Annotated in this window: 13 protein-coding genes and 2 pseudogenes; 6 read left to right on the forward strand and 9 right to left on the reverse strand. The window is 69.4% G+C overall.

All coding sequences use genetic code 11. From position 1 onward, the window contains the following. Nucleotides 1–22: 22 nt before the first annotated feature. On the reverse strand, nucleotides 23–2,410 hold the full coding sequence (locus AC5Y2S_RS00255; protein WP_499953067.1) for a cation-translocating P-type ATPase: 2,388 nt from the start codon (nucleotides 2,408–2,410) through the stop codon (nucleotides 23–25). Beyond that, the gene (locus AC5Y2S_RS00260) at nucleotides 2,407–3,987 is read right to left on the reverse strand and encodes a serine hydrolase (RefSeq protein ID WP_499953068.1); all 1,581 of its coding nucleotides are present in this window, start codon (nucleotides 3,985–3,987) and stop codon (nucleotides 2,407–2,409) included. Before AC5Y2S_RS00260 ends, AC5Y2S_RS00255 begins: the two co-directional genes overlap by 4 nt. Between AC5Y2S_RS00260 and AC5Y2S_RS00265 the strand changes: the two genes are divergently transcribed. Continuing rightward, a complete protein-coding gene (locus tag AC5Y2S_RS00265) occupies nucleotides 3,986–4,195 on the forward strand; it encodes a hypothetical protein (RefSeq protein ID WP_499953070.1) in 210 nt (69 codons plus the stop codon). The two genes, AC5Y2S_RS00260 and AC5Y2S_RS00265, sit on opposite strands and share 2 nt — an antisense overlap. A gap of 70 nt (nucleotides 4,196–4,265) precedes the next feature. Here AC5Y2S_RS00265 and AC5Y2S_RS00270 read toward each other — a convergent pair whose 3' ends face one another. Both AC5Y2S_RS00270 and AC5Y2S_RS00275 read right to left on the reverse strand, forming a co-directional pair. Beyond that, nucleotides 4,266–5,384, reverse strand: coding sequence for an MBL fold metallo-hydrolase (locus tag AC5Y2S_RS00270; protein ID WP_499953071.1), 1,119 nt, complete (start codon nucleotides 5,382–5,384; stop codon nucleotides 4,266–4,268). 5 nt (nucleotides 5,385–5,389) lie between these two features. After that, nucleotides 5,390–6,124, reverse strand: coding sequence for an enoyl-CoA hydratase (locus tag AC5Y2S_RS00275; protein WP_499953073.1), 735 nt, complete (start codon nucleotides 6,122–6,124; stop codon nucleotides 5,390–5,392). Nucleotides 6,125–6,150: 26 nt separating this feature from the next. On the opposite strand from AC5Y2S_RS00275, the gene AC5Y2S_RS00280 reads away from it, so the two are divergent. Further along, complete coding sequence (locus AC5Y2S_RS00280) at nucleotides 6,151–7,668, forward strand: carboxyl transferase domain-containing protein (protein WP_499953074.1); 1,518 nt, start codon at nucleotides 6,151–6,153, stop codon at nucleotides 7,666–7,668. Nucleotides 7,669–7,705: 37 nt separating this feature from the next. Here the strand turns inward: AC5Y2S_RS00280 and AC5Y2S_RS00285 are convergent, their stop codons facing one another. Next, complete coding sequence (locus AC5Y2S_RS00285) at nucleotides 7,706–8,266, reverse strand: TetR/AcrR family transcriptional regulator (RefSeq protein ID WP_499953076.1); 561 nt, start codon at nucleotides 8,264–8,266, stop codon at nucleotides 7,706–7,708. Between the two features lie 102 nt (nucleotides 8,267–8,368). On the opposite strand from AC5Y2S_RS00285, the gene AC5Y2S_RS00290 reads away from it, so the two are divergent. From AC5Y2S_RS00290 to AC5Y2S_RS00300, 3 genes are read left to right on the forward strand one after another with little or no spacing between them, the layout of a single operon-like run. Beyond that, nucleotides 8,369–9,508 (forward strand): FAD-dependent monooxygenase, encoded by a 1,140-nt coding sequence (locus tag AC5Y2S_RS00290; RefSeq protein WP_499953078.1) that lies wholly within the window; start codon nucleotides 8,369–8,371, stop codon nucleotides 9,506–9,508. A gap of 58 nt (nucleotides 9,509–9,566) precedes the next feature. Continuing rightward, a complete protein-coding gene (gene prrA, locus AC5Y2S_RS00295; RefSeq protein WP_156764642.1) occupies nucleotides 9,567–10,277 on the forward strand; it encodes a two-component system response regulator PrrA in 711 nt (236 codons plus the stop codon). Nucleotides 10,278–10,303: 26 nt separating this feature from the next. Then, nucleotides 10,304–11,644, forward strand: coding sequence for a HAMP domain-containing sensor histidine kinase (locus AC5Y2S_RS00300; protein ID WP_499953080.1), 1,341 nt, complete (start codon nucleotides 10,304–10,306; stop codon nucleotides 11,642–11,644). Between the two features lie 4 nt (nucleotides 11,645–11,648). Here the strand turns inward: AC5Y2S_RS00300 and arfC (AC5Y2S_RS00305) are convergent. From arfC (AC5Y2S_RS00305) to arfA, 4 genes and pseudogenes are all read right to left on the reverse strand, one after another. Beyond that, nucleotides 11,649–12,092, reverse strand: a pseudogene (gene arfC, locus AC5Y2S_RS00305) (channel accessory protein ArfC, sunset domain variant); the annotation flags it as partial. A gap of 678 nt (nucleotides 12,093–12,770) precedes the next feature. After that, a pseudogene (gene arfC, locus AC5Y2S_RS00310) lies at nucleotides 12,771–12,860 on the reverse strand (channel accessory protein ArfC); the annotation flags it as partial. Continuing rightward, on the reverse strand, nucleotides 12,857–13,009 hold the full coding sequence (gene arfB / locus AC5Y2S_RS00315) for a channel accessory protein ArfB (RefSeq protein WP_499953081.1): 153 nt from the start codon (nucleotides 13,007–13,009) through the stop codon (nucleotides 12,857–12,859). The pseudogene arfC (AC5Y2S_RS00310) and the gene arfB, both read right to left, overlap by 4 nt. Before the next feature lie 11 nt (nucleotides 13,010–13,020). Continuing rightward, nucleotides 13,021–13,983, reverse strand: a complete 963-nt coding sequence (gene arfA, locus AC5Y2S_RS00320; protein ID WP_499953083.1) for a channel-forming protein ArfA/OmpATb — start codon at nucleotides 13,981–13,983, stop codon at nucleotides 13,021–13,023. Nucleotides 13,984–14,091: 108 nt separating this feature from the next. Here arfA and AC5Y2S_RS00325 point away from each other — a divergent pair, with 108 nt between their 5' ends. After that, on the forward strand, nucleotides 14,092–14,355 hold the full coding sequence (locus AC5Y2S_RS00325) for a DUF2630 family protein (protein WP_499903496.1): 264 nt from the start codon (nucleotides 14,092–14,094) through the stop codon (nucleotides 14,353–14,355). The last annotated feature ends 2 nt before the right edge of the window (nucleotides 14,356–14,357 follow it).

Genomic DNA, 14,357 nt, shown 5'->3' on the forward strand with positions numbered 1-14,357 from the left:
CCCCGAGGATTCGCCTGGAATTTTACTTGGCGGCCGTCACCGGTTCCCGCCACAGCCGCGGTTGCACCCCCAGCATCCGGGCCCGGATCCACCACGTTGCCTCGATCGCGGCGGCACCCACCACGCCGATCCCCAGCGCGGTCGACGTCAACGCCAGATTGGACGGGTCGAGCAGGAACTTCTCCTGCGCCAGCGGGATGCTGAAGATCACCACGTAGGCCAGGCCGGAGAACACCACCAACGCCAGCCGCCACCACTGGTATGGCCGCGCCGCGACCGCGAGCACCCACACCGCGGTCACCAGCAACGTGATCAGCGCCGCGGTCGACGCCTGCTCCTGCTGGCGGAACGTGGCGTGACGCCCGTGGTAGGCCACCAGGTAGGAGGCGAACGTCGCCGCGCCGACGACGAGCCCGGACGGCAGTGCCGACGACACCACCCGGCGCACGAAGCCCGGGTACGCGCGTTCGTTGTTGGGCGCCAGCGACAGGATGAACGACGGGATCCCGATGGTGAACCATGCCGCGATGGTGACGTGGATCGGCTGGAACGGGTACAGCAGCGGGTCGGCGTGGAGCGGCTTGGCGAGCAGGCATTCGATGCCCACGAACAGCGCCAGCAGCACCGAATACACCGTCTTGGTCAAGAACAGGCTGGCGACCCGCTCGATGTTGCCGATCACCCGCCGGCCCTCGCCGACGACGTACGGCAGCGTGGCAAACCTGTTGTCCAGCAAGACGATCTGCGCGACCGCGCGCGACGCCGGGCTACCCGCACCCATCGCGACGCCGATGTCGGCGTCCTTGAGCGCCAGCACGTCGTTGACGCCGTCGCCGGTCATCGCCACGCTGTGGCCGCGGGACTGCAGCGCGTGCACGATGGCCCGCTTCTGGTCGGGCCGCACCCGCCCGAAGGTGGTGTAGCTGTCCAGCGTGTCGGCCAGCTCGGCCGGGTCGGTGGGCAGTTGGCGGGCATCCATCGCGTCGCCGCGCAGCCCGAGCTTGCCGGCGACGGCCCCGACCGACACCGCGTTGTCACCCGAGATCACTTTGACCGAAACATCCTGGGCGGCAAAATAATCCAGCGTCTCGCGAGCGTCGGGGCGGACCTTCTGTTCGAGTACCACCAGCGCGACCGGGGTGACCCGGCCCGGCGCGTCGGGGTGGTCCACGGCCACGTCGCCGCGACCCAGCAGCAGGACCCGCAGCCCCTGGGCGCCGATGCCCTCCGCCCGTTCGGCGGCGTCCGACGCGGGATCCAGCAGCACGTCGGGCGCGCCGATCACCCAGTCGCCGCGGTCACCGAAGGACACGCCGCTCCATTTGGTGGCCGACTTGAAAGGCGCAGTGGCGGTGGGGATCCACCCCGGCGGCTGGTCGTAGGTTTCCGCGATCGCGCGCATGCTGGCGTTGGGGCGCGGGTCGGTCGCGGCCAGGGAGGCCAGCGCCTCGGCGACGGGCTGGGACTGCGCGATCTCGACTACCTCAGCGACCCGCATGCCGCTTTCGGTCAGGGTGCCGGTCTTGTCGGCGCACACCACGTCGACGCGCGCCAATCCCTCGATGGCGGGCAATTCCTGCACCAGGCACTGGCGCTGGCCGAGCCGAACCACCCCAACCGCGAACGCGACCGACGTCAGCAAGACCAGTCCCTCGGGCACCATCGGCACCAGCGCGCCTACCGTGCGCAGCACCGATTGGCGCCAGCCGGCGTGCGTGGTGAAGAACTGGGTGTAGATCGTCAACAGACCGGCCGGCACCAACAAATAGGTGACGAACTGAAGGATCCGGTTGATGCCGTTGCGCAGTTCGGATTTCACCAGGCTGAACTTGCTGGCCTCCTCGGCGAGCTTGGCGGCGTAGGCCTCCGGGCCGACCTTGGTCGCGCGGTACGCGCCGACGCCGGTGACGACGAAGCTGCCGGACATCACCGCCGCACCCGGGGCCTTGGTGATCGGGTCCGCCTCGCCGGTCAATAGCGATTCGTCGACCTCGAGGTTCTCCTCCTCCATGACCTCGCCGTCGACGACGACCTGGTCGCCGGGGCAGAGCTCGATGATGTCGTCGAGCACGACCTCGCCCGGCATCAGCGTGGTGGTCCCGGACTGCCTGCGCACCAACGGTTTCGCCTGCCCGATGATCGCCAACTTGTCCAGCGTCTGCTTGGCCCGGATCTCCTGCACCATGCCGATGACGCTGTTGGCGATGATGAGCAGGCCGAACAGCCCGTTGATCACCGAGCCCGTCGCCAGCACGATCAGCAGCAGAACGCCGAGGATCGCGTTGATCCGGGTGAAGACGTTGGCGCGAACGATGGCCGCGACGCTGCGGGTGGCGCGTTCCGGGACGGCGTTGGACTTGCCCTCGGCTACCCGCTGGGCCACTTCGGCATCGGTGAGGCCCGCGATCATCGGGTGAAGGTTCCCAACTTGTCCGAGTCGAAGTACTCCAGGTTGACGGTATTGCCGGTGAAGACGGCTTTGGAAATCGTTCCGGGCGGGGCGTTTTCGTCGGTCACGGTGAACGTGAAGGTGTCCCCGTCCCAGTGCGTCAGTGGGAACGTCCGATTCTTCGGCCCCAGCGACAGCTGCAGCGCGCCGTCGCGCTCGGTGACGACGGCCGGGCCCCAGTAGTCGCTGGCGTAGATGCCGGCGTAGTCGCGCGCCGGCCGCGCGGGCGCGGGGTTGGCCGGGGGCCGCTTGCCGACCAGCGATCCTTCCGGGTTGTTCATCCAGCCGATCGCCTGCTTGTACTTCTCGGCCCAGTTTTCGCGAATCTGTCCGTATTGCAACAGATCCATGAATTCGGCGGTCAAAGTCTCCGGCACGCCGATGGGCGCGGCGTTGGTGAGCGCGATGATGCCCAGATCCTCGGACGGCATCACCACGAAGTTCGTCGCCGCCCCCAACGAGAACGCGCCGGAATGGCTGTACTCGGTGCGGGCCGACGAGGTCACCGACACGTTGAAGCCGTAACCGTAGAATCCGGAGCGCGCATTGGGCGTCGTCGCGGGAGCCGAGACGACCTGCGCGGTGGTGGCGGGTAGCAGGGCTTCCGGGGGCGCGATGCGCCGACCCTGGTAAGTCCCGTTGCCCAGCAACATGTTCAGCCAGTGCGCCATGTCGTTGACCGACGAGCTCACCCCGCCCGCGGCCGACTGCGGATCCGGATCGCGCTGGAAGCGCGGCTCCCACTTGTCGCCGACCTTGACGTGGTTGACCGCGCGGTCGGGCCGCGCGACGAAGTCGGCGAAACGCGAGCTGGTGGCCGTCATCCCGAGCGGGCGGTACAGCACGTCGTCCGACAGCTCCTCCCACGGCTTGCCGGCCGCGGCCGCGACCGCCTCGGCGGCCGCGGTAACCCCGAAGTTGGTGTAGGCATAGCTGTTTCGGAAGGCCGCCAGGGGCAGGTACTTGAGGCGTTCGAGCACCTGCCGGCGGTCGTAGCCCAGGTCCTCCAGCTTGTCACCGGCGTGGTCGGGCAGCCCGGAACGATGCGAGTACAGGTCGGCAACGGTCACGTGGCTGGTGACGTACGGGTCGCCCAGCGCGAACCACGGCAGTTTGGACACCGCGGGCGTGTCCCAGGTGACCACGTTGTCACCCACTTCGTGCGCCACCACCGTCGCACCGACGGATTTCGACACCGACGCCAATTGGAAGACGGTGTCGGCGTCCACCTTGTTGTCCTGCGCATCGCCTTTGCTTGCGTCCCTGACACCGAATCCCTTGGCGTATATGGTCTTTCCGCCGTGCACGATGGCTACGGCCATTCCGGGGATGCCGGTGCTTTTCATCAGGTCGCGGACCAGGCCGTCGACCTTTGCCACGGCCTCGTCGACGCGGCCGGCGGGGATCGCCAGGCCCGACACCTCGTTGGGCGGCGCGTCGGACAGCGCGGGCGGGGGCCCGGAGACCGGCTGCGCGGGGCCGCATCCCGTCAACGCGAGCAAAGCCACCATCGCCGCGGTCGCCGCGCGTCTCGTCATGGCCGCACACTTTAGCCTGACAACAACGTCCGGCGACGAACACGTGCACGCCGACAGGACGCTGTTCCTGTCGTGGCCGCCCCACGGCCAGGACGTCGGCGCGCGGATTCTAAAGGCCTACAGGGGAAATCGCGTCATCTACATCGGCGACCGCCACGGCAGCGCCACCGGCGACGACCGGATGCACCGGATACTCGACACCCACTAGACCGAGAGCGATGCCCGCCAGCCGGTGCAATGTTGGGGCCAACACGATCGGGTGACGGTCTATGAGCGGGTCAAAGCCGCCACCACGGGTTGAACCTGCGCGGCGCGGCGGGATCGATGCGCTGCCCGGGCAGCGGCACGGCCACGTCGACCTTGGCGGGGGTCGCCGCCGCCAGCAGGCGCTCGACGGGCTCGGCCCACGGGTGAGGGGCCAGCCGGAAGGTCCCCCAGTGGACGGGCACCAGCAGCCCCGAACCGGAGTTGGTGACGTCCAGGTGGGCGCGAACCGCCTCCTCGGGGTTCATGTGGATGTCCGGCCACGCGGTGTTGTAGGCGCCGATCGGCAGCAGGGTCAGGTCGAACGGGCCGTGGTCGGCGCCGATCTGCGTGAAGCTCTTGGTGTAGCCGGTGTCGCCACCGAAGTAGGCGCGGTGGCGGGGACCGATGAACGCCCATGACGCCCACAGCGTGGTGTTGCGGTCGAAGAAGCGGCCCGAAAAGTGCCGCGCCGGCATGCAAATCACCGTCAGCTCGTCGAGCTTGGCGCCCTGATGCCAGTCGAGTTCGACGATGCGGTGCTCGGGAATCCCCCACGCGCGCAGGTGGGCGCCCACCCCGAGCGGCACGAAGAACGGGGCCCGCTGCGTGTGCGCCAGCGCCATGACGGTGTCGATGTCGAGGTGGTCGTAGTGGTCATGGCTGATCACCACCGCGTCGACGGCGGGCAGCCCCTCCAGTTGCACCGGCGGGGGATGCAGCCGCTGGGGCCCGACGGTGTCCGACGGCGAGCATCGATTGCTCCAGACCGGGTCGGTGAGCACGCGGTAGCCGTCGATTTCCAGCAACGCCGTCGAGTGACCGAACCAGCTGACGGCCAGCCGTGCGGCGTCCCCGTCGAAGATTTCCGGAGTGGCGAGCGGGATCGGCGCCTTCGGGCGGCTGCCGCCGCGGTTACCCAGGAACTCCCACACGATGAGCCGCAGCTCCTCGCGATCCATCTGGTAGATCGACGCGGGGTCGAGGTTGACGAACTCGCCGCCGGAATAGTGCGGCGACCCCTGGGCCACCGCGCGGATCGAGGCGGGCGACGCACCGAGGGCGGCCGGCGCGCCGTGCAGCGCACGCACCAGCCAACTGCCGACCGCCAGCGAGGCCGTGCCGGCGGCCAGTCGCAGCGCCCCCCGCGGCATACCTGTCAGGCTCCCTGGAACTTCGGTGGCCGCTTCTCGATCCGCGCGATCTGCGCCTCGATCACGTCCTGGCTGCCCCAGGCTCTGTCGAAGAGCTCCTTGTGCTCCGGCCACTGTTCTTCGTAGGCGCCGTCGTCGTTGAGCACCCGCTTGGCGTGCTGGATCGCCAAGGGCGCCAGGTGTGATACCTCGGCGGCCCAGGCCTGCGCGTCGGCCAGGGACCCGATGTGGTTGACCATGCCGGTCTGCAGCGCCGCCTCCGCGGTCAGCTTCTCCGCGGCCAGCAGCATCGCGCGGGCCCGCCCGTGCCCGACCAGCGAAGACAGCCGACGAATGCTCCAGTTGTCAAGGGCCAGGCCGTATTTCGCAGTCGGAAACTGAAAGAACGCGTCCGGCTCGGCGACCCGCAGGTCGCATCGCATGGCCAGCTGCAGGCCGGCGCCGATCGCGGGGCCGTTGATCGCCCCGATCACCGGTACCGGGGCCGCGTCCATGACCTTGTGCAGCTCGATGAGCCGGTCGGGATAGTCGGCGGCGAACACGTCCCCCGACAGATCCGCGCCCGCGCAGAACACCGTGCCCTGGCCCGTCAGCACGATCGCGCGGATCGACTCGTCGCCGCCGGCCTTCTGGATGGCCTCCCGCAACTCGTCGACGAGCTGGGAATTCAGGGCATTGCGGCGCTCGGGACGCTGCAGCTCGATGGTCATAACGGCTTCGGTCTGGGTGATGCCGATCATTCACCCAGCCTATATAGCCTCGTCTGGTGACTCGTATCACGACCGAACAACTGCGGGATGCCGTCCTCGACGAGGGCTCTTTCGTGAGCTGGGACAGCGATCCGATGGCCGTGCCGGTGTCGGAGTCCTATGCGCGCGAGCTCGCCGACGCCCGGGCCGCCACCGGCCGGGATGAAGCCGTGCTGACCGGCGAGGGCCGTATACGCGGGCGCCGCGTCGCGGTCGTGGTGTGCGAGTTCGACTTCCTCGGCGGGTCGATCGGCGTCGCCGCGGCCGAACGGATCACCGCCGCGGTGGAACGCGCGACCGCCGAGCGGCTGCCGCTGCTGGCCTCTCCGAGCTCCGGCGGCACCCGCATGCAGGAGGGCACGGTCGCGTTTCTGCAAATGGTGAAGATCGCCGCCGCCGTCACGCTGCACAAACGAGAACACCTGCCCTACCTGGTCTACCTGCGCCACCCGACCACCGGCGGGGTGTTCGCCTCGTGGGGCTCGCTGGGCCATATCACGGTCGCCGAGCCGGGCGCCCTGATCGGCTTCCTCGGGCCTCGCGTCTACCAACAGCTCTACGGCGAACCGTTCCCGGCCGGCGTCCAAACCGCGGAGAACCTGCAGCGGCACGGGGTGATCGACGGTGTGGTTGCGCTCGACGAGCTGCGCGCGATGCTGGATCGCGCGCTGAGGGTGATCGCCGATCCGCCCGGCGCGCTGCCCGAGGCGTCGCCACCCGAGCCGACGCCCGACGTGCCGGCGTGGGACTCCGTCGTGGCGTCCCGACGGCCGGACCGGCCGGGCGTCGGCCATCTGCTGCGACACGGCGCCACCGACTGCGTGCTGCTGTCCGAAAATCGCGGGGTGGGGGTACCGCCCGCTAGCGGGGGAGCGGCGACCACCCTGCTGGCGCTGGCCCGCTTCAACGGCCAGCCGGCGGTCGTGCTGGGCCAGCAGCGGATCAGCGGCGGGCTCGTCGGGCCCGCGTCGCTGCGCGAGGCCCGGCGCGGCATGGCCTTGGCCGCCGAGCTGCAACTGCCGCTGGTGCTGCTCATCGACGCGGCCGGACCCGCGTTGTCGGCCGAGGCCGAGGAGGGCGGGCTGGCCGGCCAGATCGCCCGGTGCCTGGCCGAGCTCGTCACCCTGGAGACGCCGACGGTGTCGGTGCTGTTGGGCCAGGGCAGCGGCGGGCCGGCGCTGGCGATGGTGCCCGCCGACCGGGTGCTGGCCACGCTGCACGGCTGGCTGGCGCCGCTGCCGCCCGAGGGGGCGAGCGCGATCGTGTACCGCGACACCGTCCACGCCCCGGAACTTGCTGGGGCGCAAGGCATTCGGTCGCGTGACCTTTTGGAGTCCGGGATTGTCGACGTCGTCATCCCCGAGCATCCCGACGCCGCCGACGAACCGGTCGAGTTTTCCCAACGGCTTTCCCGCGTCATCGCGGCCGAGGTATCCGCGCTGCGGGAGGTGCCGCCCGCCGAGCGGCTGTCCGCGCGGCTGCGGCGCTACCGCCGCATCGGCCTGCCCCGCGCGGCCCGCCATAGCGACACTTAACTCACGCACACGACTCGCCGACGCGCGTCGCAGCCAGTTAAGTCTCGGCGTCCTCCGCCACCCCGAGATAGCGCTGGATCGTCGGCCCCAGCCAGTCCACGATCTCGTCGCGGCTCATCGCGACGACCGGCGGCAGCCGTAACACGAAGCGGCACAACGCCATACCCAAGATCTGGGTGGCGATCAGACCGGCCCGCACCCCCGATTCCCCGGCCGGCACCAGCGTGGCGACCAGCGGCTGCAGTTGGGTCCCGAAAATCTCTTGCATCCGTTGCGCGGCTTCACCATTGGTGGCGCTGGAACGCAGCAGGATGACCAGCGCCTCGTCGCCCTCCCAGCGCTCCAGAAAGTGCCGCACCACCGCCCGCCCGACCTGCGCTCGGTCACCCTCGGCGAACTCGGGGAATCGGAGGTCGAAGTCCGCCGCGGCCGCGAACAGCTTGTCCTTGCTGCCGTAATAGCGCATCACCATCGCGGGGTCCACCCCGGCGTCCGCGGCGATCGCCCGAATGGTGGCGGCCTGGAAACCCGACGCACCGAACCGCTCGCGGGCCGCCGCCAGGATCGCGGCCTTGGTCCGCTCCGAAGACCTCTTCATGTCAACAATTGTAGGCCAACAACTGTTGACATAGTGAGCTCGGCGCGCCAGCATGAAGTTATGCCAACAAGCGTTGACTTAAGCACCAGAGAGGAGCCAACCATGAACGACACCGACGTCCTGGTGGTAGGCGCCGGCCCCACCGGCCTCGCATTGGGCGCTTCCCTGATCGCCAAGGGGGTCCACGCGGTCGTGGTGGACGCGCTGGCCGAGGGGCAGAACACCACCCGCGCGGCCGTGGTGAACGCCCGCACGCTCGAGGTGCTCGAAGAGCTCGACGTGGCCCGGCGGATGGTCAAAGCGGGGCTGATCGCGCCGCGATTCACCATGCGCGCGGGCCGGCAGATCCTGATCCCGGTCGACTTCAGCGAGCTGCCGACGAAGTATCCGTACAGCTTGATGCTCTCCCAGGCCGACACCGAACGGCTGCTGCTGGAGCGGCTGCACGAACTGGGCGGCGCGGTCCTGAGGCCCAAGACCCTGCGCCGCCTCACCCCGGACGAACACGGCGTCACCGCGACCTTCGACGACGGCGACACCCTTCGGGCCGGCTACGTCGTCGGCGCCGACGGCATGCACAGCACGGTGCGCGAACAGGCCGGAATCGGTTTCACGGGAAGCGAATTCGCCGAGTCCTTCGCACTCGCCGACGTCCGGCTGGCGGGCAGGGTGCCCCGCGACGAGGTGATCCTGTTCTACGCCAAGGAAGGCCTGACCGTGGTGGCGCCGCTGCCCGGCGACATCTTCCGCATCGTCGCGCCGGCCGCGGACGCACCGAAGACGCCGTCGACGGAATTCGTGCAGGCGCTGCTGGACTCCCGCGCCTTCGGACCTGGCGAGTTGGAGGTCACCGAGCTGCTCTGGGGCACGCGGTTCCACATCCACCACCGCGTGGCGGACACCTACCGGGCCGGTCGGCTGTTGCTGGCCGGCGACGCCGCCCACGTGCACAGCCCCGCCGGGGGCCAGGGCATGAACCTCGGCATCACCGACGCGATCTCAGTGGCCGGCGCGCTCACCGAGGTTCTGACCGGCGGTCCCGAGACCGCGTTGGACGCCTACGCCGCCACCCAGCGCCGATGGGCCGAGCAGGTGCTGAGACTGACCGGGCGCCTGACCCGGATGGCCACCCTGCCCCGCCCGCTGCGCCCGATCCGCAACTCCGGAATCCGCCTGGCCGGAAGCGTCCCCGCCGTGCGTCGGCAGCTCGCGGTCCAGCTCAGCGGCCTGAGTCGCCGGTGAGTGCGTCTGCTGGCGCCCGAGCCGCGCCTCCCACCGCCACCGCCGACAATCAGGCAAGATGGGCGGCATGGACACTGGTGCCACCTCGCCTCGGGTATTGGTCGTCGACGACGACTCCGACGTACTCGCCTCGCTGGAACGTGGCCTGCGGCTGTCCGGATTCGAGGTGTCCACGGCGGTCGACGGCGCCGAGGCCTTGCGCAGCGCCACCGAGACGCGCCCCGACGCGATCGTGCTCGACATCAACATGCCCGTGCTGGACGGCGTCAGCGTCGTCACGGCGCTGCGGGCCATGGACAACGACGTGCCGGTCTGCGTGCTGTCCGCCCGCAGCTCGGTCGACGACCGGGTGGCCGGACTGGAGGCCGGCGCCGACGATTACCTGGTCAAGCCGTTCGTGCTGGCCGAGCTGGTCGCACGGGTGAAGGCGCTGCTGCGCCGCCGCGGCTCCACCGCGACCTCGTCCTCCGAAACCATCACGGTCGGGCCGCTGGAGGTGGACATCCCCGGCCGGCGCGCACGGGTCAACGGCGTCGACGTCGACCTGACCAAGCGCGAATTCGACCTGCTCGCCGTGCTGGCCGAACACAAGACCGCGGTGCTGTCCCGCGCGCAGCTGCTCGAGCTGGTGTGGGGCTACGACTTCGCGGCCGACACCAACGTCGTCGACGTGTTCATCGGGTACCTGCGTCGCAAGCTGGAAGCCAACGGCGGTCCCCGGCTGCTGCACACCGTCCGCGGAGTCGGGTTCGTGCTGCGAATGCAGTAGCCATGCTGTGAACAGGTGACACAGTCATGAACATCCTGTCCCGGATCTTTGCCCGTACGCCCTCGCTGCGCACCCGGGTGGTGCTCGCGACGGCCATCGGCGCGGCGATTCCGGTGCTCATCGTCGGCGCCGTCGTCTGGGTCGGAATCACCAACGACCGCAAGGAACGGCTGGATCGCCGGCTCGACGAGGCCGCGGGTTTCGCTATCCCGTTCCTGCCGCGCGGTCTCGACGAAATCCCGCGGTCACCGAACGACCGCGACGCGATCATGACGATCCGCCGCGGCAACCTGGTCAAGTCCAATTCCGACGTCACGCTGCCCAAACTCGACGTCGACTACGGCGACGCCTACGTCAACGGCGTGCGCTACCGGGTCCGGACGGTGGAGATACCCGGCCCGGGACCAAGTTCGCTCGCCGTCGGCGCCACCTACGACGCCACCCTCGCCGAGACCAACAACCTGCACCGGCGGGTGATGCTGATCTGCGGATTCGCCATCGGCGCGGCGGCCGTGTTCGCCTGGCTGCTCGCCGTATTCGCGGTGCGCCCGTTCAAACAGCTGGCCCAGCAGACCCGATCGATCGATGCGGGGGACGAGGCGCCGCGAGTCGAAGTGCACGGCGCCAGCGAGGCCGTCGAGATCGCCGAGGCGATGCGCGGGATGCTCCAACGCATCTGGGACGAGCAGAACCGGACCAAGGAGGCGCTCGAATCCGCCCGCGACTTCGCGGCGGTGTCCTCCCACGAGCTGCGCACCCCGCTGACGGCGATGCGCACCAACCTCGAGGTGCTGTCCACCCTGGACCTGGCCGACGATCAACGCAAAGAAGTGCTCAACGACGTCATCCGCACCCAGTCGCGGATCGAGTCCACCCTGAGCGCGCTGGAGCGGTTGGCCCAGGGCCAGCTGTCCACGTCGGACGATCAGGTTCCGGTCGACATCACCGAGTTGCTCGACCGGGCCGCGCACGATGCCATGCGGGTCTACCCCGACCTCGACGTGTCGCTGGTGCCCTCGCCGACGTGCATCATCGTCGGCCTGCCCGCCGGGTTACGCCTCGCCGTCGACAACGCGATCGCCAACGCCGTTAAACACGGCGGCGCCACCCGGGTCCGGCTGTCGGCGGTCAGCTCGCGCGCCGGGGTGGAAATCGCCGTCGACGACAACGGCTGCGGGGTACCGGAGTCCGAGCGCCAGGTGGTGTTCGAACGGTTCTCGCGCGGGTCGACGGCCTCGCATTCGGGATCGGGCCTGGGGCTGGCGTTGGTGGCCCAGCAGGCGCACTTGCACGGTGGGACGGCCTCGCTCGAAGACAGCCCGCTGGGCGGCGCGCGGCTTCTGCTGCGCATCCCCGCACCGACCTAAACGGCTACTTCCTCGAGCTCTTGCACCACGGGGTAAAACAGGCTCGCGCGGCGGCTTCCTCGTCCTTGAACCACACCTGCGCGACGGTCGGGTCGTAGGTCGGATCATCGGGCGTGTAGTAGAGCCGGGTATCCGAACGCCCCTTCACCAGCCATCCCGCCGGCCCGCCGCCATCCGGCGTGGCGCGCGCGGAGCCCGGGCCGTAGGGCTCGTACGGCAACACGGGGATCCACTTGGTGGGCGACTCGTGCGGCTTGGCGACGGGGGCCTGCTTCGCGGGCCGCGCCTTGGCGCCCGGCGGCCGCTTGCCCGGCGGAACCTTGCGCGGCGGCGGCCTCTTGCCGGCCGGTGTCTTCTTCGTCGGCGATCCCTTGGCGGGCGGACGGGCCTTCTTCGCGGGGGCCTTTTTCGCGGCCGGCCGCTTGCCCGTAGGCGGCTTTTCGGGGGCAGGTTCCCGCTTTGGGAAAAATCTCCGAAGGAACGAAAACCCGGTCGTCGCTGACTCTTCCGCGGCGGGGGCCGGCGGCTCGGGGGCGACGGGAATCTCCGTGGTCGCGGGTTCCGGCTCGACGGGAATCATGGTCGTCGTCTCGGGCTCCGGCTCGACGGGAATCTGCGTCGTCTCGGGCTCCGGCTCGACCGGGATCATGACGGTCGGCTGTTGGTCGGCGGGAATCTCCGTCGCCGTCGACTCCGGCTCGACGGGGTGCTCCGCGAGCGCAGCCAGTCGCTCGATCGGGATGATTTCCGTCGGCGGGTCTTCGACGGTCCGCGCCCGCCTTGGCAGGAACCTCCGCCGGAAGGACCGGCCCGGCTCGGGCGATTCCTGCGCGGTCGGGGCTGTGGTCGGCGGCTCGTCCGCGGGCGGATCCTCTGGCGCGCCCGACGGCTGCTCGACGGGAACCATCGCGGTCGGCGGCTCTTCCGCGGCCGGAATGTTCGTCGTCTCAGGCTCTTCCGCGGCGGGCGGCTTCGTCATCAACAAGTCGTGCGGGACGGAGATCGTCGTCGGCCGCTCTTGCGCAACCGGAATCACCTCTTGCTCGGCGGCGAGCACGGTCGTGGGCCGCTCGGGCTCGGCCTCCGGCGTCGGCTCGTGGTCAATCGGCAGCACCACCGGCACTTGACGTTTGACGGGGCGCACCGCCAACGCGAGCGTCAACACCAAGCCCATCACGAACGCCAGGGCGAACATCCACCAGTGCACGTGGGTCATCCCTCGTCGCCGATCTCGTGCCGGTTCGCGGCGACGGGAACTTCCTCAACGACGACGCGCTTGTTCAAGATGTTGGCGATCACGCGGGCGACAGCCGAGCCCGCCAGGAAAGCGAGCAGGTACCACAACCACTGGATCACGAAATCCATGCCCGGTCTCCTTAGCTCACAACGATTTCGACGCGGCGGTTCTTGGTGCGACCGTCGACCGTGTCGTTGGAGGCGACGGGATTGACCGAACCGAGACCCTTGACGACCAGCACCGCGCCCGCGACGCCATTCGCAACCAGGAAGTCGGCCACCCGTTGGGCCCGCTGGCTGCTCAAGGCGACGTTGATCGACTCGACGCCGGAATTGTCGCTGAAGCCGTTGATCGTCGCATGCGCGGCCGGGCATGCCTTGAGCCGGCCCGACACCTGGATCAGGATCTGGTTGTCGGCCGGGGTCAGGCTGAACCCGTCGTTCGCAAACACAATCGGCCCGCCCGTCAGGGCATTGATCGCCGATTGCAGGTCGGCGCATTGCGCCGCGGGCGGTGGCGGAATCGGCCCGTTGACCGCAAGCTTGTCAACGACGTTCAAGGAGGACCAGGTGCGCATCGCCTCCTGGCTGACGGCGTTCTTCTGGTCTTGCGACGCCGCGGTGCCCGCCACGGTGATCGTGTCCCCGCTGACCACGAGACTGAAATCGGGAATCGAGGCGCCGGCTTTGAATATCGGTGCGGCCTTGGAGAAATCGAGCGCGTCGATGCTGGGGTTGATGCGGATCTGGTCGACGATGTTGACGCCCGGCGGGAGGGAGCCACTGACCGCCTTCAGCAGGGCCGCCTTGGCGGAGTCGTCGGGAAAGTCGCCGACGAGCGTGAAGTCGTTGCCGTTGCGGGTGATTGACAGCGGCGCCAGGGACAATTTGGGGGCGGCGGTCGTGCTCGACGGCGCCGGACCGCCCGGTCCGTGGGCGGGCCGCGGTTGATCGAACGCGCCGTAGCCGATCGCAGCTATCAGCAACGGAATTACCGCCGCCGCGATCAGCCAGGGAAGGCCGGCCGAAGGCCGGTGAATCTCCGGCGCCGGCACCGAGTCGGTGCTTGCGGACGGATGCCGCAAACCCGTGCCTACCCCCACTTTTGCTTCTCCCCTCGGTTCGCTCCCCCGGACGTTTCCATCTTGCAGGCGATATGCAGCCTACCCATTCGGCGCGGCAACGCCGGTCAAGTCGGGCACACTGGTGCCATGGCCAACGGCAACAAACCGACCGACAGCGAAACGCTGGCACACATCCGCGGGCTGGTCGCCGAGGAGAAGACCCTGCGGGCGCAGCTGCAGCACGGCGAGATCAGCACGTCGGAGGAGCACGATCGCCTGCGCCGGCTGGAGGTCGAACTCGACCAGTGCTGGGACCTGCTGCGGCAACGCCGGGCGCTGCGCGAGACGGGCGGTGACCCGCGCGAGGCGCAGGTGCGCCCGCCCGACGAGGTCGAGGGCTACCTGGGCTGAGC

The sequence above is a fragment of the Mycobacterium sp. NGS69 genome, assembly GCF_059812165.1.